The organism is Flavobacterium pygoscelis (assembly GCF_023162025.1).
Classification (GTDB): Bacteria; Bacteroidota; Bacteroidia; order Flavobacteriales; family Flavobacteriaceae; genus Flavobacterium; species Flavobacterium pygoscelis.
Genome location: NZ_JALNUB010000008.1, coordinates 83,724 through 109,492 on the forward strand (window position 1 = coordinate 83,724; position 25,769 = coordinate 109,492).

At 30.8% G+C, this 25,769-nt stretch carries 23 protein-coding genes; 9 read left to right on the forward strand and 14 right to left on the reverse strand.

The window, feature by feature from the left end; genetic code table 11:
• Position 1: 1 nt before the first annotated feature.
• From MW871_RS13110 to MW871_RS13120, 3 genes are all read left to right on the forward strand, one after another.
• Positions 2 to 1,486 carry a peptide MFS transporter gene (locus MW871_RS13110; protein ID WP_188051375.1) on the forward strand — a complete coding sequence of 495 codons (1,485 nt, stop codon included), beginning with the start codon at positions 2 to 4 and terminating at the stop codon, positions 1,484 to 1,486.
• A gap of 49 nt (positions 1,487 to 1,535) precedes the next feature.
• Positions 1,536 to 2,000 (forward strand): thioredoxin family protein, encoded by a 465-nt coding sequence (locus MW871_RS13115; protein ID WP_188051374.1) that lies wholly within the window; start codon positions 1,536 to 1,538, stop codon positions 1,998 to 2,000.
• A gap of 108 nt (positions 2,001 to 2,108) precedes the next feature.
• Positions 2,109 to 2,573: a thioredoxin family protein gene (locus MW871_RS13120; RefSeq protein WP_188051373.1), complete on the forward strand. Its 465-nt coding sequence runs from the start codon at positions 2,109 to 2,111 to the stop codon at positions 2,571 to 2,573.
• 2 nt (positions 2,574 to 2,575) lie between these two features.
• Here the strand turns inward: MW871_RS13120 and MW871_RS13125 are convergent, their stop codons facing one another.
• The 5 genes from MW871_RS13125 to surE form a co-directional block, all read right to left on the reverse strand.
• Positions 2,576 to 4,606: a ComEC/Rec2 family competence protein gene (locus tag MW871_RS13125; protein ID WP_248428961.1), complete on the reverse strand. Its 2,031-nt coding sequence runs from the start codon at positions 4,604 to 4,606 to the stop codon at positions 2,576 to 2,578.
• Between the two features lie 87 nt (positions 4,607 to 4,693).
• The gene (locus MW871_RS13130) at positions 4,694 to 5,212 is read right to left on the reverse strand and encodes a C40 family peptidase (RefSeq protein WP_248428962.1); all 519 of its coding nucleotides are present in this window, start codon (positions 5,210 to 5,212) and stop codon (positions 4,694 to 4,696) included.
• A gap of 39 nt (positions 5,213 to 5,251) precedes the next feature.
• Positions 5,252 to 6,364 carry a lipid-A-disaccharide synthase gene (lpxB, locus tag MW871_RS13135; protein WP_248428963.1) on the reverse strand — a complete coding sequence of 371 codons (1,113 nt, stop codon included), beginning with the start codon at positions 6,362 to 6,364 and terminating at the stop codon, positions 5,252 to 5,254.
• Between the two features lie 95 nt (positions 6,365 to 6,459).
• Positions 6,460 to 6,732, reverse strand: coding sequence for a hypothetical protein (locus MW871_RS13140; protein ID WP_248428964.1), 273 nt, complete (start codon positions 6,730 to 6,732; stop codon positions 6,460 to 6,462).
• Positions 6,725 to 7,504 carry a 5'/3'-nucleotidase SurE gene (surE, locus tag MW871_RS13145; protein WP_248428965.1) on the reverse strand — a complete coding sequence of 260 codons (780 nt, stop codon included), beginning with the start codon at positions 7,502 to 7,504 and terminating at the stop codon, positions 6,725 to 6,727. Before surE ends, MW871_RS13140 begins: the two co-directional genes overlap by 8 nt.
• Before the next feature lie 206 nt (positions 7,505 to 7,710).
• Here surE and MW871_RS13150 point away from each other — a divergent pair, with 206 nt between their 5' ends.
• On the forward strand, positions 7,711 to 9,888 hold the full coding sequence (locus MW871_RS13150; protein ID WP_248428966.1) for a carboxy terminal-processing peptidase: 2,178 nt from the start codon (positions 7,711 to 7,713) through the stop codon (positions 9,886 to 9,888).
• Between the two features lie 142 nt (positions 9,889 to 10,030).
• Positions 10,031 to 10,876, forward strand: a complete 846-nt coding sequence (locus MW871_RS13155) for a DNA/RNA non-specific endonuclease (RefSeq protein ID WP_248428967.1) — start codon at positions 10,031 to 10,033, stop codon at positions 10,874 to 10,876.
• 7 nt (positions 10,877 to 10,883) lie between these two features.
• On the opposite strand, the gene rodA is transcribed toward MW871_RS13155, so the two are convergent.
• From rodA to purH, 6 genes are all read right to left on the reverse strand, one after another.
• Complete coding sequence (rodA, locus tag MW871_RS13160; protein ID WP_188051365.1) at positions 10,884 to 12,119, reverse strand: rod shape-determining protein RodA; 1,236 nt, start codon at positions 12,117 to 12,119, stop codon at positions 10,884 to 10,886.
• Between the two features lie 5 nt (positions 12,120 to 12,124).
• Positions 12,125 to 14,077: a penicillin-binding protein 2 gene (mrdA, locus tag MW871_RS13165; RefSeq protein WP_210646677.1), complete on the reverse strand. Its 1,953-nt coding sequence runs from the start codon at positions 14,075 to 14,077 to the stop codon at positions 12,125 to 12,127.
• Positions 14,074 to 14,580, reverse strand: coding sequence for a rod shape-determining protein MreD (gene mreD / locus MW871_RS13170; protein ID WP_188051363.1), 507 nt, complete (start codon positions 14,578 to 14,580; stop codon positions 14,074 to 14,076). The genes mrdA and mreD overlap by 4 nt, the downstream gene beginning before the upstream one ends.
• Positions 14,573 to 15,397, reverse strand: coding sequence for a rod shape-determining protein MreC (gene mreC, locus MW871_RS13175; protein WP_210646676.1), 825 nt, complete (start codon positions 15,395 to 15,397; stop codon positions 14,573 to 14,575). The genes mreD and mreC overlap by 8 nt, the downstream gene beginning before the upstream one ends.
• 88 nt (positions 15,398 to 15,485) lie before the next feature.
• Positions 15,486 to 16,514, reverse strand: a complete 1,029-nt coding sequence (locus tag MW871_RS13180; RefSeq protein WP_188051361.1) for a rod shape-determining protein — start codon at positions 16,512 to 16,514, stop codon at positions 15,486 to 15,488.
• 55 nt (positions 16,515 to 16,569) lie between these two features.
• Positions 16,570 to 18,096: a bifunctional phosphoribosylaminoimidazolecarboxamide formyltransferase/IMP cyclohydrolase gene (gene purH / locus MW871_RS13185; RefSeq protein ID WP_188051360.1), complete on the reverse strand. Its 1,527-nt coding sequence runs from the start codon at positions 18,094 to 18,096 to the stop codon at positions 16,570 to 16,572.
• Positions 18,097 to 18,293: 197 nt separating this feature from the next.
• Here purH and MW871_RS13190 point away from each other — a divergent pair, with 197 nt between their 5' ends.
• Positions 18,294 to 19,544: an ABC transporter permease gene (locus tag MW871_RS13190; protein ID WP_188051359.1), complete on the forward strand. Its 1,251-nt coding sequence runs from the start codon at positions 18,294 to 18,296 to the stop codon at positions 19,542 to 19,544.
• A gap of 68 nt (positions 19,545 to 19,612) precedes the next feature.
• Here the strand turns inward: MW871_RS13190 and MW871_RS13195 are convergent, their stop codons facing one another.
• Positions 19,613 to 19,993 (reverse strand): hypothetical protein, encoded by a 381-nt coding sequence (locus MW871_RS13195; protein ID WP_210646674.1) that lies wholly within the window; start codon positions 19,991 to 19,993, stop codon positions 19,613 to 19,615.
• 543 nt (positions 19,994 to 20,536) lie between these two features.
• Between MW871_RS13195 and MW871_RS13200 the strand changes: the two genes are divergently transcribed.
• From MW871_RS13200 to MW871_RS13210, 3 genes are all read left to right on the forward strand, one after another.
• The gene (locus MW871_RS13200; RefSeq protein ID WP_188051357.1) at positions 20,537 to 21,607 is read left to right on the forward strand and encodes a Ppx/GppA phosphatase family protein; all 1,071 of its coding nucleotides are present in this window, start codon (positions 20,537 to 20,539) and stop codon (positions 21,605 to 21,607) included.
• 78 nt (positions 21,608 to 21,685) lie between these two features.
• Positions 21,686 to 22,291 carry a PAS domain-containing protein gene (locus MW871_RS13205; protein WP_188051356.1) on the forward strand — a complete coding sequence of 202 codons (606 nt, stop codon included), beginning with the start codon at positions 21,686 to 21,688 and terminating at the stop codon, positions 22,289 to 22,291.
• 50 nt (positions 22,292 to 22,341) lie between these two features.
• Positions 22,342 to 23,583 (forward strand): MFS transporter, encoded by a 1,242-nt coding sequence (locus MW871_RS13210; protein ID WP_210646671.1) that lies wholly within the window; start codon positions 22,342 to 22,344, stop codon positions 23,581 to 23,583.
• Positions 23,584 to 23,681: 98 nt separating this feature from the next.
• Here MW871_RS13210 and accD read toward each other — a convergent pair whose 3' ends face one another.
• Both accD and fbaA read right to left on the reverse strand, forming a co-directional pair.
• The gene (gene accD, locus MW871_RS13215) at positions 23,682 to 24,536 is read right to left on the reverse strand and encodes an acetyl-CoA carboxylase, carboxyltransferase subunit beta (RefSeq protein ID WP_188051354.1); all 855 of its coding nucleotides are present in this window, start codon (positions 24,534 to 24,536) and stop codon (positions 23,682 to 23,684) included.
• Positions 24,537 to 24,648: 112 nt separating this feature from the next.
• The gene (gene fbaA, locus MW871_RS13220) at positions 24,649 to 25,716 is read right to left on the reverse strand and encodes a class II fructose-bisphosphate aldolase (RefSeq protein ID WP_248428968.1); all 1,068 of its coding nucleotides are present in this window, start codon (positions 25,714 to 25,716) and stop codon (positions 24,649 to 24,651) included.
• Positions 25,717 to 25,769 lie beyond the last annotated feature (53 nt).

Genomic DNA, 25,769 nt, shown 5'->3' on the forward strand with positions numbered 1-25,769 from the left:
TATGGAAAATAATTTAACAATTGAACAAATACAGAATTTTGAAGGGAAATATCCTAAACAACTTTGGTATTTGTTTATAGTGGAAATGTGGGAGCGCTTTTGCTTTTATGGAATGCGCGGTGTTCTTACTTTTTTTATGGTAGATCAATTGTTGCTAAAAGATGCAGCGGCTAATTTACAATATGGTGCAATTCAGGCGTTTGTTTACGCTTTTACATTTATTGGTGGAATTTTTGCCGATAAAATTCTAGGATTCAAAAAGTCCCTGTTTTTTGGTGGTATTGTAATGATTATTGGTAATTTATTGATCGCTTTTTCTCCTCAAACTTTATTTTATTACGGAATAGCCTTTTCTATTATTGGTACCGGTTTTTTTAAACCTAATATTTCTTCGATGGTTGGTGAGTTGTATCATGAAAATGATCCAAGACGTGATGCCGGTTTTGGAATGTTTTATGCAGGAATTAATATTGGTGGGCTTTTAGGTGGAGCTTTATGCATCTATCTAGGGAAATACCATTCATGGACTTTATGTTTTCTTGCTGCAGCTATTGTAATGGTACTAGGTTTAGTAACTTTTCTTTTTACCAAAAAACACTTGGGCCCAATAGGGGATTCTCCTCTTTTGGGTTTAACAGATACTAAAAGAAAAACTCGTGAAATTGCGGTTTACTTAGGATCTTTACTAAGTATTCCGTTAATTTTTATAATGGTAAAAAACACGGATTACACAGATTATTTCATGTATACTATTGGAATAATAGCGGTTGCTTATTTTGCTTATGAATTATTTAAATTGGGTGAGGTTAACTTGCAGAAAAAATTATTTGCAGCCTTTCTATTTATTTTCTTCTATTTTTTATTTAATGCTATATATGAGCAAAGTGGTGGTTCACTATCACTATTTGCAAAAGATAATTTGAATAGTAATTTGTTGGGTTTTACTATAGATCCTAATGTGGTAAATAACAGTTCGAATACTTTTTTTGTTGTAATTCTAAGTCCTCTTATCGGAATGTTATGGCTTTGGTTAGGAAAAAAGAAACTTGAACCGAATACTTTAATAAAATTTGGAATAGGGTTTTTATTCCTTTCGGCTTCCTTTTACTTGTTTTATTACACTAAATTCTTTGCAAATGTTGAAGGGATTACCTCTTTAAACTTATTTGCTTTTGCTTATTTTGTAACTACAATCGGTGAACTTTGTCTTGGTCCTATTGGAATGTCTATAATTACCAAATTATCTCCTAAAAAGTTATTCGGAATGATGATGGGGTTGTGGTTTTTAGCAAGTGCTTTTGGTCAACTAGCGGCTGGTAAGCTGGGTGCCGCAATTTCTCAATCGAATAATGGAACAACTTTAATGTCCAAATTACAGTCTTACACAGATGGATATTATCAATTAGCAATTTATTCATTAGTGGCGGGTGTCCTATTGATCGCTATTTCCCCATTGATTAAAAAATTAATGCAAGAAGTAAAATAAATATCGTTTCGGCATCATTTTTGAAAATGATAAAAATTAAAATTATAAAATGAAGAAAATCATAATCGCTTTATTATTATTTGCGGGTTCATTTGCCGCTGAAGCTCAAGAGTTAATTTGGGAAACCAATGTTAGTAAAGCAATGGAAGTTTCTAATAAAACAAAAAAACCATTGTTGTTATTTTTTACCGGAAGCGACTGGTGTGGCTGGTGCATTCGTTTACAAAATGAAGTTTTAAAAACACCTGAGTTTGCCAAGTGGGCTAAGGAAAATGTGGTTTTAGTTGAATTAGATTATCCGAGAAGGACAAATCAGACTCCTGAAATTAAAAAACAAAACAACGAATTGCAGCAAGTTTTTGGCATTCAAGGCTTTCCAACAATCGTACTGGTTAATAGTACTAAAAAGGACGGAAAGATAAATTTTGAAGGCTTAGGAAGTACTGGATATGTTGCGGGTGGGCCAACAGCTTGGTTAGACGTAGCTAATAAAATTATTAATCATAAATTATAATTTTTAATTTGGATATTCTATTAATTTTGTTAATTTTAAAGAATTATTAACAATTTATCTAGAATACTTCTTCCAAAATAATAAACTAATCAAATAAATATAACATATATGTGTAAAAAAATACTTTTATCGTTGACACTTTTGCTTTCCTTAAGTATTGAGGCTCAAGTTTTAAACTGGAATACAGACATTAATGACGCAATTACAGCTAGTAAAGATCAAAAAAAACCTTTACTAATTTTGTTCACTAACAACAATGATTCAGATAGACTTTTAGACTCGCAAATTTTAAAAACTTTAGATTTTGCTTTGTGGTCTAGAGACAATGTGATTTTAGTAAAATTAGATTTAAATCCAGGTCCAAATAATGAAAATATTGAACGCAATCAGTCTTTACAAAAAGCTTTCGGTGTAGAGGAGTTGCCTCAAATATGCTATACAAATGCTACAATACGTAAAAATAAAATTAATTACGGGCTTTTAGGCAAGATAGGCTATAAACCTGGAGGTGTTAAATCTTGGATCGATGCTTCTACTAAAATTTTAAATTTTAGAGCTGAAGAAGAAGAATAGATTTATTTTAAGATATAAAATCCCTTTTCATTTGTCGAATGAAAAGGGATTTTTTGTTTTCTACAACTTTCCTTCCATCTTTTTAGTGCGGTATTAAAATTAGAGCCATCAGCAATTACCATTTTAGGTTTGCTATTCATTAATATTCGATCCAGATTAATTTTAGGTGATTGTGTTAATAATAGTAAGTCGGGATGTGTATTGTGGGCTGATAAAATCGTACTGTCTAAAATCAATATCCTTTTATTATTAAAATAAAGAAAGTTCTTTAGTTCTTTTTTGTTTTTGATAGAGCTAAAATTACTACTGCAATAAGATTTTAAAATGTTATTGTTGGATACATTTCTTAATCCCTCTTTTTTGGTATAAATGGTTGTCTTGTTGCCTATTCTTTCTGCAACTAAGGTGCTTTTTTTTACGCTGAATACAATTAGTTCTTTTTCTTTCATAGTATTAAAATGTGTTTTAAAAAAACAAAGTTGAATTATAATAATGGAAAGCATAACTGTAACTAATCTGGTAAAGTTGGGTTTCTTAAACCAAATGATTAAGGTAATAATAAATAGATATCCGCTTACCAACATGTAAAAGTGTAATGGAATGTCTTTAATTATAAATTGCTCAAATGAAGCAATTGTGTTTATTATTTTGTTCAGACAAAAGATGCTCCATTGAAGTGAATTTGATAAAAATATGGGAATGCTATTGAAAGCTGCTAAAATCATTACAACTATTCCTAAAACCATTATAATACTTAGTAAAGGTATTATGATCAAGTTTGTGACGAAAAATAGACCTGGAAATTGATGAAAGTAATAAATGGTTATTGGTAGTGTTCCTATTTGTGCTGCAAACGTAACGGTTAAGATAGACCACATATATTTAAAAAATCTTTTTTTAGGTGTCCATAAAGAATAAAAAAGGGGCTGAAGCCATACTATAAAAAATACAGCGATGTAACTTAATTGGAAACCTACATCGAATAAAAAGGAAGGTTGAAATAGCAATATTAAGAGGATCGAAACCAATAAGGTATGATAAATATTGACACTTCTTCTAAGATGATTTCCTATTGCAACAAAAGAAAACATAGTAACAGATCGAATAACTGAAGGTGCTAAACCAGCAATTATTCCGAATAGTGATAAAGAGATTATGATTATAATTAGCTTTATTAAGGATGCTTTTCTTGTATTAGGAAAAGGCTTTAGTATAAAGCTAACAAAGAGAAGTACGAATCCTATATGCAATCCGGAGACTGACAAGATATGAATCGCGCCGGCATACTGATAATCCCGAAGGATTTCTGGGGCAATTTCTTGTCGCTGTCCCATTATTAATGCCAAAGCAACATTTAATTCAGTTTTATTAAAATTGTTTTTTTGTAGATTTTTTATAATCCGAGCTCTTAATTTTGAGGAAAAGTACCAAATGCTTTTTTGGATTTTTGATCTCTTTTTTATATCGTCAGCATGTGAGTAAATCTGCGCGTAAATTTGTTTATTTTCTAGATATTTACTGTAATCGAATTGATTAGGATTATCAGCAGATTTATTTCTACTCAATTTTCCTTTTAGAAGTAAATTACTTCCAATTTCTACATCGTGATCAATACTATCTTTTTGAATGTTTAATAAGATTCTACCTGATTTTGCTTTTTGATCGATTTCATTTACAATCGCTATATAGCGATTGCTAAAAGAAGAGCTTTTTAATTTTTCTCTAATTGTAATATTTATAGAATGGGTTTTTTCAAATAAACTGGAGTCATGGATGTAATTATTTTTTTGATAATAATCAGTGTGTATGATTTGATTTGAAATACCAACTATAAAAGAAACAAGATAAGTTAGGAAACTAAAAATAGTAGTTTGTTTGTTTTTATAAGTATAAAAAATAAAAATAAGTAAGATAGATAGCAGGATAAGAATGCTGAAAACAATACTAATAGGGATTTTTATGTAATAAGCTAGTAATAAGCCTAAAACAAATGCTATCGTTATTCTCGCTAACGGGAAATGAATTACTTTCATAACTCTAAAGTACATATTTTCAATAAAATAAATTTATTTTTGTATGTATTTTTTTGTTAATGCAATTGATTCGAGAATTTTACAAGATCATAGGATTCTATTAATTTGAACTAAAGTGTTTTTGTAGTAGGGCTCTTTAGTAGAGGAAATTATCACGCCTTTTGAAGTAGAGGAATGAATAAATTTTATTTCCTCGTTAAAGACATCAATTACAATTCCAACATGATTTATCTGGCTGCTTTTATTGGTTTTAAAAAAAACTAAATCTCCTTTTTGTACTTGATCTTTTTTTTGATTTAAAACAACGCCTATTTTTGATTGCTCATGAGAATTTCGTGGTAATATGATGTTTTCTGAACTAAAAACAGTAAACATTAATCCGGAACAATCATATCCGGCTTTAGTGGTTCCTCCATATTTGTATTTTACGCCTACATTATCGGTAGCTAAATCTATTAGATGATCAATTGATTTCTCTGAATTTCTTTTTTCTGTACGGCTTATCTTCTCCTTTGAAATTCCATTTCTAGAAGTTACAATAGGTAATTTTGCTTTACATGAGGCAAATAAACTTGCTAGTATTACTAGTGTAATAAAATGTTTCAAAAGGCGATTTTTTGAATGTTTAAATTGTAAGATGTTAATTTATTTTAAACTATTGATAATCAGTGCCGCCGTTTTTTTACTAGCTCCAACACCTCCTAATTGTTTTTCTAATAACGCATACTTTTCTAATAACGTATTTCTATAAGTACTATTTAATATTTTTTCAAGTTCCTCTTTAATTCGCTTGGTGTTGCATTGGTCCTGAATTAATTCAGTTACAACTTCTTCATCCATTATTAAATTGACCAGTGAGATGTATTTAAGTGTAATAATTCGTTTGGCAATTTGATAAGAACCCCAACTGCCTTTATAGCAAACAACTTCTGGCACCTTAAAAAGTGCTGTTTCGAGCGTTGCAGTTCCAGATGTAACTAAAGCCGCAGTTGCATTTTGCAATAAATTATATGTTTTGTTCGAAATGAATTTTATATTGTCTTGCGTAATAAATTGTTTGTAAAAAGAAAACTCTTGGCTTGGAGCACCCGCAATTACAAATTGATAATCAGGAAAATCAGCAACAACACTTAGCATTACAGAAAGCATTTTTTTAATCTCTTGTTTTCTACTACCTGGTAAAATAGCAATGATAGGTTTGTTGCTCAATTGATTCTCGCTTCTAAAAAGTGTTGAATCTATTTGAGGCTGATTGTGTATAGCATCTATCAAAGGATGACCTACAAATTCTACAGGAAAATTATGTTTCTGCTCATAGAATTTTTTCTCAAAAGGAAGGATAACATACATTTTGTCGATATCTCTCTTGATTTCTTTGATTCTGCTTTCTTTCCAGGCCCAAATCTGAGGAGAAATATAATAATGTGTTTTTATATTTAATGTTTTTGCCCATTTTGCTATTCGCAAATTAAAGCCAGGATAATCAATGAAAATAAGTACATCAGGTTGAAATTCAGTGATGTCTTTCTTGCAAATTTTAATATTGTCAAGTATTGTTTTTAAATTAAAAATCACTTCAACAAACCCCATAAAAGCTAAATCGCGATAGTGTTTAACTAAAGTTCCTCCAACGGAAGTCATTAAGTCGCCTCCCCAAAATCGAATATCTGCACTAGGATCTTGCTCGTAAATTTGTTTCATTAAATTTGAGCCATGCAAATCACCTGAAGCTTCTCCAGCAATTATATAATATTTCATGTTGTATTTCGATTAATAATTTACAAATCGAACGATAATAATTTTCGATTTTTTTCAACTTTTTCTGAATAGCAAAGATAGGTTAATATGATTTGTTATATAAATAAAGTAAGTATTGCCAGTACAATTACGGCAAGAAGTACTCCTCTGGCCATCATTTCTTTATTTAATTTTAAAAATAAACCAAAAGCAATAAGAGTCATAATGGAACCTAAAGTTATTATTTTGCCCAGACTGCCTTGTGATTTAAGTATGTGAATTCCAGCTATAAATTTAAAATCCGTAAAAAAAGTTATAAAGATATAAGATCCCAGTAATGTAGTTGCTAAACCGATTAAAAATCCCAATAGTAAGTCTCTTTTATTCATCCCATTTCCAAGTGTTAAGTTGTTGTATTGTGTAATGTGCAGTCAAGTCAAAGTGTACCGGAACTACAGAAATATAATTATTCTCTAAAGCCCATTCGTCTGTGTCTTCTCCTTTATCCTGATTTACAAATTCTCCAGCAAGCCAGTAATAATCTCTTCCTTGGGGAGTTTTTCTTTTATCAAATTTTTCCATCCAACGTGCTTTTGCTTGGCGGCAAATTCTAATTCCTTTAATTTCTTTTTCTTGTAATTTTGGAAAATTCACATTTAGAACTACTCCATCAGGTAATCCATTTTTTAAAACCTCTAAAGCTATTTTTCTTACAAAGTTTTTAATGGGTTCAAAATTTGCATTCCAGTTAAAGTCCATCAATGAGAAGCCAATTGCAGGAATTCCCTCTATTCCTGCTTCTACTGCAGCACTCATTGTGCCAGAATAGATCACATTTATAGATGAATTTGAGCCATGATTGATGCCGGAAACGCATAAATCTGGCTTTCTTTTCAGAATTTCATTTACAGCTAATTTCACACAATCAACTGGAGTTCCAGAGCAGCTATACTCTTGTATTGGGTCATTAATATTAGAGATTTTGTTTAAATATAGAGTGCTGTTAGTTGTAATTGCGTGTCCCATAGCGCTTTGTGGTGAGTCTGGCGCGACAACTATTACCTCTCCCAATTCTGACATGACTGAAATTAAAGCTCTGATACCTGGTGCCGATACACCATCATCATTAGTGATCAGAATTAATGGTTTATTTTTTTTCATTGCTGATATGTTAAAATATAAAATATTTTATGATATAAATGGCAAATGTAGTCACTGATTGCGTTAATTTTTGAACAAAAGATAAAAAAATGTTATCTTGGTTTATTTACTTCAGTTTGAAAAAACATTTTTATATCTTTAACCGAAATTTATTGAGAACACACTGATTATGGTGAAGTTCTATTGTACTTTACATTAAAAAATTCATGAATACTATTATTAACTTTATGAAAAGAAATTATAAAATTATTCTTGTTGTCGTTTGTATATCGGTGACATTATTTGCCTTTAAAATGAGTGGCTCGAAAGATAATGACCCAGAAAAAGACAAATTGCTACTTGAGTTATTGACTTTTGTTATTGAAAAACAACATTACAATCCAGCAGCGATTGATGATAATTTTTCGAAAGGAATTTACAAAGATTATATAGAAGCGTTAGACCCGTCTAAGAGATTCTTTTTGCAATCGGATATAAATGAATTTTCAAAGTATGAATATCAATTAGATGATCAATTAATCAATAAAGATTTGACTTTCTTTAATTTGACTTATGCTCGCTTGGTTCAAAGGATGAATGAGAGTACTAAGATTTACAAATCAATTTTAGGCAAACCTTTTGATTATACAACTGATGAAACTATTAACATAGATTATGATAAAGCTCCATATCCTAAAGATGCTGCTGAATTAAATGATAAATGGAGGAAACAAATAAAGTTGTCTACGCTTTCATCTCTAGTTGATAAGCAAAAAATCGAACAAGATAAAAAGAAAAATGATCCAAGTTATAAAGTGAAATCGTATGATGTTCTTGAAAAAGAAACCAGAGATATTTCTGGGAAATCACTAGATGAATACTTTGGATTCATAAAAGATTTAAATAGAAATGATTGGTTTTCTGTTTACATTAATTCAATTACAGCTCGTTTTGATCCTCACACGAATTATTTTGCACCCGAAGAAAAGGCACGTTTTGACGTAAGTATAAGTGGTAAATTAGAAGGGATTGGAGCTCGTCTTCAAAAGAAAAATGATTTTACTGAAATTACAGAACTTATCTCAGGAGGCCCTGCTTGGAGAGGAAAATTACTAGAAGCTGGTGATTTGATCATGAAAGTAGGTCAAGGAAATAAAGAAGCGGTTGAAGTTATTGGAATGCGCCTTGATGATGTTGTTAAAAAAATAAAGGGACCAAAAGGTTCTGAAGTTCGCTTAACAGTTAAAAAAGTTGATGGTACTATTAAGGTGATTTCAATTGTTAGGGATATTGTAGAAATTGAAGAAACGTATGCAAAATCAAGTATCGTTAATAAAAACGGATTAAAATATGGTGTTATTTATCTTCCGAAATTTTATATTGATTTTGTAAATAAAAATGGACGTGACGCTGGTAAAGACATTGCTTTAGAAGTTGATAGATTGAAAAAAGCAGGGGTAAATGGTATCGTTTTAGACGTACGTGATGATGGAGGAGGATCGCTATCTACAGTAGTTGATATCGCTGGTTTGTTTATCGAACAAGGCCCTATCGTACAAATAAAATCTGCTGGTAGAAAAAAAGAAGTATTGTATGATAGAGACCCTAAGATAGAATGGGACGGTCCATTGGTCATTATGGTAAATGGTTTTTCTGCTTCTGCTTCAGAAATTTTAGCTGCTGCAATTCAAGATTACAAAAGAGGAATCATCATAGGAAGCAAGCAAACTTATGGTAAAGGTACAGTACAAAATGTTTTTGATTTGAATGAATTTGTTCGCAGTAGTTTAGTAGGTGATCTTGGTGCACTCAAGACGACAACTCAAAAGTTTTATAGAATAAACGGTGGTTCAACACAAATAGAAGGTGTAAGAAGTGATATTGTTATGCCAGACCGATATGCTTATTTAAAAATGGGAGAGCGTGATATTGACAATGCTATGCCATGGGATAAAATTGACAAAGCAGATTACAATGAATGGTCTAATAATAATAACTTTAGTCAAGCAATTGTTAATAGCAAGAATAGAATTTTAAGTAATTCTCAATTTCAATTGATTGAGGAAAATGCAAAGTGGATTGATAATAGAAGTAAAGAAAATGTGTACAATTTAAATATTAATAAATTTAAAAGCGCACAAGCTGAAATAGAAGAAAAAGCTAAAAAATACAAGCCTCTTTCTGATTATAAAAATAATTTAATATTCACATCATTACCTTATGAAAAAGTGATAATGAATAATGATGTTACTTTAAAAGAAAAAAGAGACAGATGGCATGAAGCGTTGTCAAAAGATATTTATGTAGAAGAAGCATTAAATGTTTTAGACGATTTACAAACTAAATCTATTTCTAAGACCAATATGTCTACTAAGTTAAAAAAAGATAATTTAGTGAAGTCATAATCTACAATCACTGTTTTATAGTTATAAACGCTTCATATTTTATGGAGCGTTTTTTATTTAAAATAAAAGAATAAAATTTAATAATAATAGTTTTATATCTTTAATAAATTATAAACAATCAATGATATTATTTTAAATTACAATGATAAAAATTACAATCAATTTTATACCAGTCTTATTTATAACTTTTTTTTTAATTTCTTGTAATGGTAAAGAAGCTTCAATAGGAAATTCCTACGGCAACAATGCTAAGATTAGAGAGGCAGATTCTATAGAAATCAATACAAAGCCAACAGATAAAATTGATGGTACTTTTGATTTTTATCCGACTTCAACAACTAATCAAATCGTAAATCATGATTACTTTTCTCTTTCATATAATGAGAAATTTGAACAAGCAGAATGGGTAGCCTACGAACTGAAAAAAAAGTACATACTAAATAAACATTTTCAGAGGCCTTTTTTTATAGAAGATCCTAAAGTAACTACTAGATCTGCTGATTGGAAAAACTATAAAAACTCAGGATACGATAAAGGTCACTTGTGTCCTGCAGGAGATATGTCTTTTGATGAAAACGCTTACAATGACACGTTTTATACCTCAAATATTTCTCCACAAAAACACAAATTTAACGATGGTGTTTGGAATAGATTAGAGCAAAAAGTACGCTATTGGGCAGTGAAATATGATGGTCTTTATGTTATTACTGGAGGCGTATTAGAGAGTTCCTTACAAACAATTGGAAAAGAAAAGGTATCGGTTCCTAATTATTTTTATAAAGTTCTATTATCAAAATCGGATGGCAAAATAAAACTGATTGCATTTCTTATCCCAAATGAAGCCAGTGAAAAACCTTTGTATGATTTCGTCGTGTCAGTTGATCAAATTGAGAAAATGACAGGCATAGACTTCTTTCCTACATTAGATCATAAAATAGAAGAAAAATTAGAAAGCAGCAATGATTATAAAGCGTGGAGTTTTAACTAAGATACAGTTACCATTCGTTTACTTTATTAGCATCCATTTTTATAAATATAAATAGAAGAATAGTAAATCCCCAAAGTCCTGATCCGCCATAAGAAAAGAATGGTAATGGAACTCCGATGGTTGGAAAGATTCCAACTACCATTGCGATATTTACAAAAAAGTGTGTAAATAATATTCCTGCTACGCAATAACCATAAACTCTACTGAATTTTGTTTTTTGTCGTTCCGCCAAATAGATTATTCTGAGAAACAGACCCGCAAATAGAGCTATGACTACTAATGAGCCTACAAATCCCCATTCTTCACCCACTGTGGTAAAAATGTAATCTGTATGCTGCTCGGGTACAAATCCTCCTTTAGTTTGAGTTCCTTCCAGAAATCCTTTACCAATCCATCCACCTGATCCTATAGCTATTTCGGATTGGTTTGTATTGTATCCAATTCCTTTCATATCTACTGTTTTTCCCAACAGGATATTAAAACGGTCTCTATGGTGTTGCTTAAATACATTGTCAAATACATAATCTACAGAGAGTACAAAACCAGAAATTAATAGGAATAAAATTGTACTCATAATAATATTTCGATCTGCAAGTCTTGATTTTAAATGAACAATTATTATTATTCCTAATGCAATTAAGATTACATATTGGGGCTCTAAAACAAGTGTAAGTACAAATAAAAGGATGGTGATAAATCCCGTCCAAACATACCAACTAGGAAGTCCTTCGCGGTATAAAACAATTATAAAAATGCTATATATCAAAGCACTTCCAGGATCTGGTTGGGGCAATATAAGTAATACCGGCAAAAATATTATGGCGAGTGCTTGTATCTGTCTATTGGTGTCTTTTAAATTGATTTGGGTATCACTCAAAAATTTTGCTAGCGCTAATGAGGTTGCTGCTTTTGCAAATTCTGAAGGTTGTATAGTAAAACTTCCTATGGCATACCAACAGCGTTGGCCTGCAATCGTTTTTCCAAATAAAAACAAACCTGCTAATGTCAGTAGTGAAACTCCAAATATAATACTAGCATATTTTTCATAAAATTTTCCATCTACAGAAAGAACAATAAATATTAATGGGATTGTCAGTATAATGAAAATAAGCTGTTTTTGGTAAGTATCTTCCATAGAAGATAATGACGACGAATAGATGTTTAGCCAACCTAAAATAACGAGTAGAGTATATATTATTATACTTATCCAGTCAATATTGTTTGATACACTTTGATTTTTCATCTGATTTATATAACTGGTTTTTGCTCCTTAGTTGAATCTATTTTTACTTTAAAAGTGGGAATAATGGTTTTGCTTTTCAAAATCGAATCGCTAACTCTTAACTGAGATTTTACTTTATCAGAAAGTCCACCTAATTTTGCATACCTACTTTGTAGACTTGTAGCAAGGATTCTTGTCTCCAAGTCAGTTCTTGTTATTTTTTGTCTAAGGTATTTTTCTATCATCAAACTCGCAATAGGTCCTGCAATTGCTGCACCATAACCTCCATTTTCAACCATAACGGCTATCGCTATTTTTGGATTGTCTTTTGGAGCAAAAGCTACAAAGATCGAGTGATCTTCTAGTTTTACTCTGACTCCACCAATTTTCGCAAAATTTTCTGCGGTTCCTGTTTTACCACAAATATCAATTCCTTCAACTCTAAGCGATCTGGCTGTACCAACATTATACACATCAAAAAGTCCGCTTATTACGGGCTTGAAATATTTTTTATCAATAGTAGTTACATGCTTGGTTGTGAAACTTTTGTCAATGGCATGTCCTTCTATTTTTTTTATGATATGAGGCGTGTAATAATATCCTTCATTAGCAATGGTTGCCATCATATTCGCAAGTTGTATAGGAGTCATTACAACTTCTCCTTGTCCTATTGCGTTAGATACTATTGTGGTGCTTCTCCAGCCACCGTTTGGATACATTCTTTTATAGGTTTTAGAATCAGGAATTTTTCCTTTTTTTCCTGTTGGTAAGTCATATCCCATAAACTGGCCTAATCCAAAACTTTTTAAATGGTTACTCCAAATATCTACTGCTTTTGCTGGATTGTTATATTTGTTAATTGTTAACATATAGGTTTGAGCAAAATAAGTGTTGCAAGAATTGTAAATACCATTATGTAATTGTTGGCTAGGACTATGTGGATGGCATTTCATAAATCGCCCCCTTCCATAACTGAATCCATTATTGCAAAAGAAAGTTGTATTTTCGTTAATTACACCTTCTTGCAAGCCAATAAGGCCTGTTAAAATTTTAAATGGTGAACCTGGAGGATACTCAGCCAGTAATCCTCTATCATAAAGTGGTTTAGCAATAGAATCGTGATACAAAGCGGTATAGTTTTTAGAGCGTTGTCTTCCCACTAGAATACCAGGGTCAAATGAGGGTGCTGTAACTAAGGCTAATATTTCGCCAGAACTAGGCTCAATAGCAACAATTCCACCTCTTTTATTAATCATTAATTCTTCCCCATACTTTTGAAGCTGCGCATCTATAGAGAGATTAATATCTTCCCCTTGCACGGCAATTGTATCGTATTTACCATCTTTATAGGATCCTATTTCGCGATTAAATTTGTCTTTCTGGAAATATTTAATCCCTTTTACACCACGTAAAAGATTTTCATAGCTTTCTTCTACCCCTTGTCTTCCAATCAAATCACCGCTATTATAGTAAGGATTTTTCGAAACCAATTTTTCATTCACTTGAGTGATAAAACCAAAAATATTAGCACCAAAATTCACTTCATAATCACGAAGTGATCTTTTTTGGAAATAAAAACCTTCATATTTTCGTATTTTCTCTTGAAAAGCAGCAAACTCACTTTTGTTTAATTGAGATAGAAATACAGATGGTAATCTTGGACTATATACTTTAGATTTCTCCATTTTTTTAATAAAGTCCTCTTTGGTCATGTGAAGTAACTGACAAAATTCTAAGGTGTCTAATTTCTTTACTTCACGTGGAATTACCATGATGTCATATGAAGCTTGATTGGCTACGAGAAGTTTTCCTTTTCTATCATAGATATAGCCTCTCTCTGGATATTCATATTTTTTTTTAATTGCATTATTTTCTGACTTTAATTTTAAAGTGTCATCAATAACTTGTAAATAAAAAATACGAATTAAAAGTAAAGAGGTCGCAATAATAATTAAAGAAGGCAACAAGACTTTTCTCATCTTTTATTTGGCTTAATAAGATATATGATTATAATACAGATTATAATGGTGAATACAGTACTTAATAAAGTCGTTATTAAAGTATCTAATATATAGGTCAATTGAAATGCTTCTAGTAAAAATAATGTAAAATGGTGTATTACTACAGAAAGCAAAATAAACGAAAATCGTTGTGGTGTAATAACATCATTTAATTTTATAGTTTGATACTCGTAGCTCAAACCAAATGCAAACTTAAAAATAGATGGTCTAAAATAAGCTAAAACTAAACAAGCAGTTGCATGAGTTCCTCCAGAATTACTAAAAAGATCCATTATAATTCCTAATAAAAAACTAGAGGCTATTAACGCTGATTTATTACCGTTTACAGGGTATAAAATGATAAATAGAATATAAGGGAATGGACTTATATATCCCAAAAAATTCATATTGTTGAATATGATGATCTGAAGGGCTAGCAAAAGTACAAAACGGAAAATATTGACCAACAGCGTACTATTCATCTTTTTCTCTTTTTTCTAAATTAATAACTTCTTGACGGTTTTTACTTTTTAGGATATAAACATGTCCTAAGTTCGTCATGTCATTAAAAAGTTTAATATCTAACGTATAAAAGTTAGTTTGTGTATCTCTATAAATTTTAGCAATTGTTCCAATATTAATATTTTCAGGGAAAATGACAGATTGCCCTCCTGTTACGATTGTATCTCCTATTTTTATGAGAGCTAATCTTGGAAGATCTGTTAGTTGCACAAAACCAGTACTTTTACCATTCCAGTTTAGAGAACCAAAATGATCTGATTTTTTGATTTTAGCGTTAATCTGTGTTCTTTTATTTAAAATACTTATAACGGTAGAATAATTAGTCGAAGTATTTTCTATAATTCCTACGATTCCTAAACTATTAATAACACCCATGTCAGGCTTTACACCATCTCGTTCACCTGAGTTTAATGTTAAGTAATTTTCGTAAACATTATAGGAATTGTGAATTACCTTAGATACAATTATATCGTCTAGTTTTACTCCTTTTAGACTGTCTAAAGCTTTTGCAGTAGCAGTGTCTTTTTTATTAAATAATATGCTTTTTAATTTAGCATTTTCAAGAGCAAGTTCATCATTTTGAGTTTTTAAGTTTAAATACTCATTTAGATTATTTACTTTTTCATAAACGCCTCCGCTTAAAAAATTAGCTGAACTTATTATTTTGCTTCTGTGAAAGGAATGAGACTGAATCGTTAGAGTTAACGATGTACCTAAAAGCAGCAAAAACAGTATTTTGTTACTGTTTTTTAAAATAAAATTAAATATTTGCTGCATTGTCTAAATTTGAATATTTAAATAAATTTAAAATTGAATTCTAAATTCTAAATACTTTAAACAAGTTTTAGAATTTAGAATTTATTTGTTATTTTATAAGAATGCTTTTAAATTTGTTTACATTTTTAAGTGCCATTCCAGTTCCTCGAACTACTGCTCTTAAAGGATCTTCGGCAATGTAAACTGGTAAATCTGTTTTTTGAGAAATTCTTTTGTCAAGACCTCTTAGCATTGATCCACCTCCTGCAAGATAAATACCAGTATTGTAAATATCAGCAGCTAATTCTGGTGGAGTCTGAGATAAAGTTTCCATTACCGCATCTTCAATACGCTGTATAGATTTGTCTAATGCTTTTGCAATTTCTCTATATGAAACTTCAACTTGTTTAGGTTTACCGGTAAGTAAATCTCTACCTTGAACAGACATGTCTTCTGGTGGAGTTTCTAAATCTTCTATAGCAGCACCAATTTGTATTTTTATTTTCTCAGCAGTACTTTCTCCAACAAAAAGGTTGTGTTGCGTACGCATATAATATACTATGTCATTTGTAAAAACATCACCAGCAATCTTAACTGATTTATCACATACAATTCCACCTAAAGCAATTACCGCTATTTCAGTTGTTCCACCACCGATATCAACAATCATGTTTCCTTTAGGTTGCATAATATCAATACCAATACCAATGGCCGCAGCCATAGGTTCGTGAATCAAATATACTTCTTTACCATTTACGCGTTCGCACGATTCTTTTACAGCACGCATTTCTACTTCTGTAATTCCAGAAGGGATGCAAACTATCATTCGTAACGCAGGTGTAAACATTCTTTTCTTTAATGCAGGTATGCTTTTTATAAACATACTTATCATTTTTTCTGAAGCATCAAAGTCAGCAATTACACCATCTTTCAAAGGCCTTATGGTCTTAATGTTTTCATGTGTTTTACCTTGCATCATGTTGGCTTCTTTACCTACAGCAATGATTTTACCCGAAACCCTATCGCGAGCAACTATAGAGGGGCTGTCAATTACAACTTTATCATTATGTATGATTAAAGTATTAGCGGTACCAAGGTCTATCGCAATATCCTCGGTCATGAAATCAAAAAATCCCATAAGTTTTTTAAGGGTTAAAAGTTATAATAAATAATAGCATGCAAAGTTAAACAAATTAATGTTTGAAATGACGCGTTCCTGTAAATACCATTGCAAGTTTATTTTCATTGCAATAATTAATACTTAATTCATCTTTAATTGAACCTCCTGGCTGAATTACAGCTGTAATTCCTGCTTTTTTAGCCAATTCTACACAATCCGGAAAAGGAAAAAAAGCATCACTAGCCATCGAGGCTCCATGTAAATCAAATCCGAAGTTATTTGCCTTTTCTATTGCTTGAAGCAATGCATCTACTCTTGAAGTTTGTCCAGTTCCTGATGATATAAGTGTTCCGTTTTTTGCAAAAACAATCGTATTAGATTTTGTGTTTTTACATATTTTAGACGCAAATATCAAATCTTGAATCTCTTGTTCCGTAGGAGTTGTTACTGTAACGGTTTTTAGAGCTTCTTTATTGTCAGTAATGTTATTTCTTTCTTGAATTAAAAGTCCGTTTAAGCAAGTTCTAACTTGTTTGTTAGGTAATTCAACAGTATTTTGTATTAAGATTATTCTGTTTTTCTTTTCCTCTAAGATGGTTTTTGCTTCCTCATCATACTCTGGAGCAATTACCACTTCACAAAAAAGTTTGTTTATTTCTGTAGCAGTAGCAACATCTATTTTAGTGTTAGAAATCAAGACACCTCCAAAGGCGGAAGTAGGATCACAAGCTAAAGCTGCATTGTATGCTTCACCAATTGTTTTTCTTGTAGCTAAACCACAAGCGTTATTATGTTTTAAAATGGCAAAAGTTGGTCCGTCATTTTTAAATTCATTGATCAAATTCACTGCTGCATCAACATCTAATAAATTGTTATAAGATAATTCTTTTCCATGAACTTTTTTGAACATCGCTTCAAAATCACCAAAGAAAAATCCTTTTTGATGTGGGTTTTCTCCATATCTTAAAACTTGACCGTCTGCAATACTTTCTTTGTAAATGGTTTCATCAGTATTGAAATAATTAAAAATAGCTCCGTCGTAATGAGAGGATACATGAAATGCTTTTGTAGCTAACAATTTTCTATTTTCTAATGTTGTGGCGCCATTTTGTGTTGTAATTAAATCCAATAGTAAAGCATATTGATCAACAGAGGAAACAATTACGGTATCTTTAAAGTTTTTTGCTGCAGCGCGAATCAATGAAATCCCACCAATATCGATTTTTTCAATAATATCTGCCTCACTTGCTCCAGAAGCTACTGTCTTTTCAAAAGGATATAAGTCAACTATGACCAAGTCAATTTGAGGAATGTTAAACTCTTGCATTTGTTGTACATCGCTTTCATTATCTTGACGATTTAATATTCCGCCAAAAACTTTTGGATGTAATGTTTTAACACGACCACCCAAAATAGAAGGATAAGACGTAACATCTTCAACAGGAATTACAGGAATTCCTAGATTTTTGATAAAATCTTCGGTTCCTCCAGTTGAATAAAGTGTAACATTTTGACTGTTTAGTTGTCTAACTATAGGTTCTAATCCTTCTTTAGAAAATACAGAGATTAATGCTGATTGAATTGTTTTAGTAGTGTTCATTATGTAGTTATTGTTATAAAGTGCAAAAATAGTTTTTTAATGTTAAAATTAAGCCATTTGAAAACGAGATAATTGTATTTTTTACAGCTATTATATAAGGAGTACTAAAATAATGGATTGGGACTTTAACGAATTGATTATTCATTAGGATTTTGATTAATATTTATGGAATTTTACTTTAACACAAAACAGATTGTATGCTAGTTTACCTTAGATTATTAAGTGAGAGTTTTGGTTTTGCAATGAATGCATTAAAAAATAATAAATTAAGGACCTTACTTTCTTTGTTAGGAGTGACTATTGGGATTTTTTCGATTATAGCAGTTTTGGCTGCAGTTGATTCTTTAGACAGAAAAATAACCAAAGACTTAAGTAGTTTAGATAAAAACACGATCTATTTGATGAAGTTTTCTTTTGGTCCATCGGATATTCCTCAATGGAAGCGAGAGCAATTTCCTAATGTAAAGTATGATGAATATACCTACATGAAAGGGGCAATGACCAATACAGATCAAATGGCGTATCAAATTTTTACTAGAAGCGAGTCTATAAAATATGATTCTAAAACAGTAAGTGATGTAAAAATTATTCCTGTTTCTCATGAATTTATCGATATTCAAGGATTAGAATTTGAAAAAGGTCGTTTTTACAATGAATCAGAAGCTAATTCTGGAGCTACGGTTATTGTTCTTGGAAATGAAATTGCTAAATCTTTATTTGATGATTTTGATCCTATAGGGAAAAATGTGCGTTTGTATGGAAAACGTTTTACTGTAATTGGCGTGATAAAAAAGGAAGGTTCAGGGTTGTTTGGTGATAGTAATGATACCGCTGCCTACATACCTGTGAATTTTGTGAGACAGTTGTATGGCGACAACAATACTTCCTTAACGAATGTTATTATTTTTAAACCCCAAAAAGGGGTAGATATGGAGGCTTACAAAGGCGAAATGTCACAAAAATTAAGAAGCTATAGAGGTTTGAAAGCTGGTGAAATAGATAATTTTTTCATCAATGTTTTTTCAGGTTTTACAGACCTTATCGATGGTATTTTAGGTCAAATGAATGTAGTTGGATGGATTATTAGTGGTTTTTCTCTTTTGGTAGGTGGTTTTGGTATTGCTAATATTATGTTTGTTTCTGTAAAAGAGAGAACCAATCTAATTGGAATTCAAAAATCATTAGGAGCCAAAAATAAATTTATCTTATTTCAGTTTTTATTTGAAGCTATTATTTTATCTGTAATTGGTGGTGTAATCGGGCTATTACTAGTTTGGATTATTTCTCTGATTTTGACCAATGTTTTGGATTTTGAATTTGTTCTTGGTATGGGAAATGTAGTTTTAGGAACTGGATTAGCTGCAGCTATAGGATTGATATCTGGGATTTTGCCTGCTATTACAGCGTCTAAACTAGATCCAGTAGAAGCTATTAGAACCGGAATGTAATTTTTATAAAAAAGTACTCTTTAGAGATCTTGCCAATCATTTTTTTTTAAACCCTAATTTTTATTTCATTAAATGTGAAATATGCTCGAAATTTGAGCTACTTGCTTGTTTAGAATAGCTTTTGTGAAAGTTAAATTTGCCTTAGAGGAATCTGCAATTAGATAGATAAAGTAACTATTGTTTTGTGAAATTTTTAAAAACTGAAATTGATTTGTCAATGTAATAGTAATGTCATCAATATTCTGTTTTTGCTTTAAAAAATCATTAGCGTTCAATTGTGCTCTAATCATTTCTAATGCAAATTTTGAAGCACTTTCTATATCAAATTTGTTGTCGTTTCTTTTTGAGTAATAAAGATTACCGCTTTTTACATCTACAACACTTAATGCAACAAATCCAGGCATTTCCTTTGAAATATTTTCTCCAAATAATTTTAAAAAATCTGACATCTATAAAAAGTTTAAGTAGCAAATTTAATTTTTTTTATGATTCAAATACTACTGTAACTCTTTTTAATTATTTTGAAGTTTTTTTTTGAAACTTCAAAATAATTAAAAAGTCTATTAGTTGGAATCATTTTAATGAATTTTACTCAACAATTTCTTTTAAATAAAACGTTTATATTTCTTTAGCTAATAAATAAATTCTTATTAATTTATTTAAATAGCGGTTTTTTTGCTATGAGGTTTAGTTGTTTTTTGTTTTAATTATTAAAAATAATTTCGCTTAATAGATTGCGTATGAAATGATTGAAGTGTTGGCTAATTTTCCATTGTTTCTTTTAATGCTTATAGGGCGAAATTATTGGTTTTTTTTGTACTTTTGCGGCCCCAAAACACTAGTGATTTCGTTGCTAACCTACAGTAATAATTTGCTTTAAATTTACGAAAATCGCTCTCTTTTAATCTCAAAAGTCAAAGTGTTTTATTTGTCAAATTCAAGATAATTAAATTCAAAAATTGAATAATTCTTGATAAAATAAAACTTAAAAAATGAAAATTTTTAAACTCAACTTCACACTTTTTTTAGTGTTACTTCTGCCTGCGCTCCTTTTTTCACAAGAAAATATTTTTGCTGGAATTGAAATTGGAAGTAAAGGAATCAAAATGTCTGTTATAGACGTGTTCAATATTAAAAAAGGAAATATTAATGTTAAATCCTATTGGACAGAAAATGTAGCTATAGCAAAAGGTATTTCTACTGAAGGGAATATGACTGAGGAAAACATGAATAAAGCTATTGAAATTATTTCTGATAATTACAGGAAAATTATGATAGAGATGAAGGTTCCAGAGGCAAATATTTTTATAGTAGGATCTTCTGGTGTGGCTATGGCTAATAATACCCAAATACTTATTGATAAGGTTAAAGCTGCCACAGGCAAAGATCTTGAATTTATCGATGCTCAAATGGAAGGCAAAATGCTCTTAAAAGGATGTGTTCCTCCAGTAGATTATAAAAACTCTATGATCCTTGATATAGGAGGAGGTAATACTAAAGGTGGTTATATCGATGTACTTAATAATAATGCTTTTATATTTTTTCCATTAAGTCTTAATTATGGAAGTGTAACCCTTACAGAAAGTATTATTAAAAAAACGAATAGTACAGATATTGGGGAATATAATTCTAGGTCATTCAGCTTTTTGCCGATATTAAGGGAACAAGTTGATGCTATGTATAAATCTAAACCTCAGGCTTTACGAAAAGAAAAAGTATACCTGTCTGGTGGTGCCGTTTGGGCTTTTTACACGCTATACAAAGGGGTTACTAAAGAAGCGTTCAGTCAATTTAAGTTAGAAGATGTGATAAATTATGATGCTATTTTAAAAAATAACTTCCGCAAATTTGAAGACCTAGCTAAAACTGATGAAGATGTTGATAAAGTTTTAAAGACCTATTCTCAAAAATATTTAATTTCTGGTAGTAATATATTATTGGTGTGTTTAGAAGCCATACCAGATATTAATAGTAAAAAATTATATTTTGCTAAAGAAGGTCAAATTGCATGGTTGATATCTTATATAACGGATCGTTCTACTAAAGTAAAGAAAATCTATTAAACAATATTCTACTTTTTATAGTGAATAAATTCCCTATAAATTTCTAATTTTTAAAATTTTAATACTAAAAAATATATTATGGATAAAAAACGTCCAACACCAATTGATCAACCTGTTAAGTGGGATGAAACTCAAACTATTGTTAGTAAAGCCGATTTATTCGGAAGCTTAGAATATGTAAATGAGACTTTTGCATCAGTTTCTGGATATGATGAATCAGAACTAATAGGGCAACCTCATAATATTATCCGTCATCCAGATATGCCCAAAGTAATTTTTAAAGTCTTGTGGGATAATATTTCAAAAGGTAAAAAATTTCATGGTGTTATTAAAAACTTAGCCAAATCAGGAAAATATTACTGGGTAATTACTGATTTTGATTATGTTGTAAGTGATGATGCAAAAATTTTAAAATACGTAGCCCGTCGTAAAGCCGTTTCTCCGGGTGTGGTAAAAAAAGTGGATGAGCTTTATAAAAAACTATATAAAATTGAAGAAGTAAGCGGAATAGAAGGGAGCGAAAAATACTTAATTGGTTATCTAGAAGATCATAATCTTGATTATGTAGAATTAATTACAAAATTAATGATGGATGATTTAAATCAACAAGTGGAGTTAGAATCTACTACTGAAGAAGTTGAAGAAACTAAAAAAAGTTTTTTCGGAAGATTCTTTGGTAACTAATACAGTTATAAAATTTTAATAAGTACACGCCTTTTAAATATATTTAAAAAATGCTTAACCGTTATTTAGGAAATTTTAAAAATTTTCCAAAAGAAATATGGATTCTTGCTTTAATTACGCTTGTCAATAGAATTGGCGCTGTAGTTGTTCCTTTTTTGTCCAAATACTTTAAAGAAGAACTAAACTTAAGTTATTCACAAATAGGGTGGATTATGGTTTGCTTTGGAGTTGGATCTCTTGTCGGTACTTTTTTAAGCGGAAAATTATCTGATGTTTTTGGTGCATATAAAGTAATGGCTTTTAGCTTGTTTGCTAGTGGTGTAGTATTACTTTCGCTTCAATTTGCAATTACTTTTGAATTGTTGTGTATTTCTGTTTTCCTTTTGACTGCAGTTGCTGATATGTATCGACCTGCAATGATGGTAAGTATAAACGATTATGTAACTAGTGAATCTAGAGTGAGAGCTTTGTCTTTATTAAGAATGGCTACTAATGTGGGACTTATCGTAGGACCCGTATTAGGAGGTATTTTAATCATGAATTCAGAATACAACACTTTATTTATTGTTGATGGTTTAACCTCTATTATCTCTGTAGTATTTTTTTTAATTTTTGTTAGAGAGAAAAAGTTACTTTATAAACTGGAATTAAATGATGTAATAAAAGATAAATTTGCACCTTTCAAAGATGTTCCTTTTGTAATGAATTGGATTATCGCTTTAATCACAGGGTATCTTTATTTTCAAGTTTTCTCTATTGTTCCAATTTATCATAAAGAAGCTTATAATTTAACGGAGTTTGATACAGGAATGTTCTTAGGTTTTAGTGGTGTTGTATTTATACTCTTTGAACTTGCTGTAGTTAATTTTGTGCAAAAAAATAAAATTACCGATTTGGTTGCTATAATGCTAGGATTGTTATTAATAGGAGCTTCCTATCTTTTGCTCTATTTAGTTCATCAACCGTGGGTGTTTTGGGTCTTTATGTTTTTAATGTCTTTTGGTAATATGTTAACCTTTGCTTTTGCAAGTAGTTTTGTGATGAACAGAAGTCATAAAAACTTAGAAGGTTTATTTATGTCGACTTTTCAAATGAGTTATGGTTTTGCTCATGTATTTAGTTCTAAAACAGGATTGACAATTGTGCAAAATTATGATTATAATACCAATTGGACTTTTAATTACATACTAGCATTTGTTACAGCATTTTGTACTTATATCATTTTTATAGTGGTTCGAAAAGAACAAAAAAAGGTAAAACAAGATATCATGATTTCTTTTTTTAAAAAGTAAATAGTTTATTGATCCTGATTTTTAAAATACATTATATCTTTTAAACAAAAAAATCTCGAATTATCGAGATTTTTTTTGTTTAAAAGATTATGTTTTGATTATCTTATATCATTGTTTTGAATCAAATCAATATATAAATTAATGTTGTCTTTAAGTTCTTTTCTAGGAGTAATAAAATCTAGAAAACCGTGTTCTAATAAAAATTCTGCGGTTTGAAAACCTTCTGGTAAATCTTTTCCAGTGGTGTCTCTTACTACTCTTGGTCCTGCGAATCCTATTAAAGCTCCTGGTTCAGAAATATTAATATCTCCCAACATCGCGTACGATGCAGTAGTTCCTCCTGTTGTAGGATCTGTACATAGAGATATATAAGGAAGTTTGGCATCGGCTAATTGAGCCAGTTTTACAGAAGTTTTTGCTAATTGCATTAGCGAATAAGCAGCTTCCATCATACGTGCTCCACCAGATTTTGAAATCATTACAAAAGGTAATTTGTGCTTAATAGCATGATCAATTCCTCTTACAATTTTTTCACCCACTACAGCTCCCATAGAACCTCCAATAAAAGCAAAATCCATACAGCAAATCACTAAATCTTTTCCTTTAGATTTACCAACGGCTGTACGTACTGCGTCTTTTAATTTTGTTTTTTCCATTACCTCTTTAAGTCGATCACCATATTTTTTAGTGTCAACAAAATTCAAAGGGTCCTTAGAAGTCATGTTTTTGTCTAATTCAACAAACTCATTATTGTCAAATAAAATTTGGAAATATTCGGCACTTCCAATTCTAACGTGAAAACCATCTTCTGGACTTACAAATAAATTGCGAGCAAGTTCATCGGCATCAATAATTTTTCCAGTAGGAGATTTGTACCAAAGTCCTTTTGGAATATCCATTTTGTCTTCAGTCGCAGTAGTAATCCCTTTTTCTTTTCTTTTAAACCAAGCCATTTTTCTAGTATTCAGTGTTCAGTAATCCAATGTTTAGTATTCAGTTTTTCAGTATTGTATAATCATTTTTTTAATAAACGATTAATAATAAACAGAACGCTGCCTACTTTTTTTATAGTGTATTTACATTATTTAAGTCTGCAAATGCTTGTTCAAGTCTTGTATTGAACGTGATTTCGCTTTCACGAATCCATTTTCTTGGATCGTAATATTTTTTGTTAGGTACATCGTCTCCTTCTGGATTTCCAATTTGAGTATGTAAATAATCAATATTCTTAGTTATATAATCGCGAACTCCTTCTGTATATGCAAATTGCATATCAGTATCGATATTCATTTTTATAACTCCGTAGCTAATTCCTTCTCTGATTTCTTCCAATGTAGAACCTGATCCACCATGAAAAACGAAATCAACTGGATTATTTTTAGTGTTAAATTTATTTTGAACGAAATCTTGAGATTTTTTTAAAATTTTAGGTGTCAATTTTACGTTCCCTGGTTTGTAAACACCGTGAACGTTTCCAAAAGCAGCCGCAATAGTAAATCGTGGACTTATTTTAGAAAGTTCTTCGTAAGCATAGGCTACTTCATCGGGTTGTGTATATAATTTTGAGCTATCAACATCAGAATTATCAACACCGTCTTCTTCACCGCCTGTAATACCAAGTTCGATTTCTAGTGTCATTCCCATTTTGCTCATTCTTGCTAAATAGGTTTTACAGATTTCTATATTTTCTTCGATTGGCTCTTCAGAAAGGTCAATCATGTGTGAAGAATACAATGGTTTTCCAGTTTTAGCAAAATGCGCTTCAGAAGCATCTAACAATCCATCAATCCAAGGTAATAATTTTTTTGCACAATGATCCGTATGTAATATGACAGTTGCACCATAGGCTTCTGCTAAAGCATGAATGTGTAATGCACCTGCTACACCACCAACGATTGCTGATTTTTCGTCTTTATTTGAAAGTCCTTTTCCAGCATTAAATTGCGCTCCTCCGTTAGAAAATTGAATGATTACAGGAGCATTTAGTTTTGCAGCAGTTTCAAGAACACAATTTACAGTACTCGAGCCAGTAACATTTACAGCTGGTAGTGCAAATCCTTTTTCTTTTGCATAATTAAAAATTTCCTGTACTTGATCTCCGGTAGCTACGCCTGGTTTAATGTTGTGTGCCATTGTACTTGTTTTAGTTTGTTTAGTTTTTAGTCTTGCAAAAATAAGAATTAATT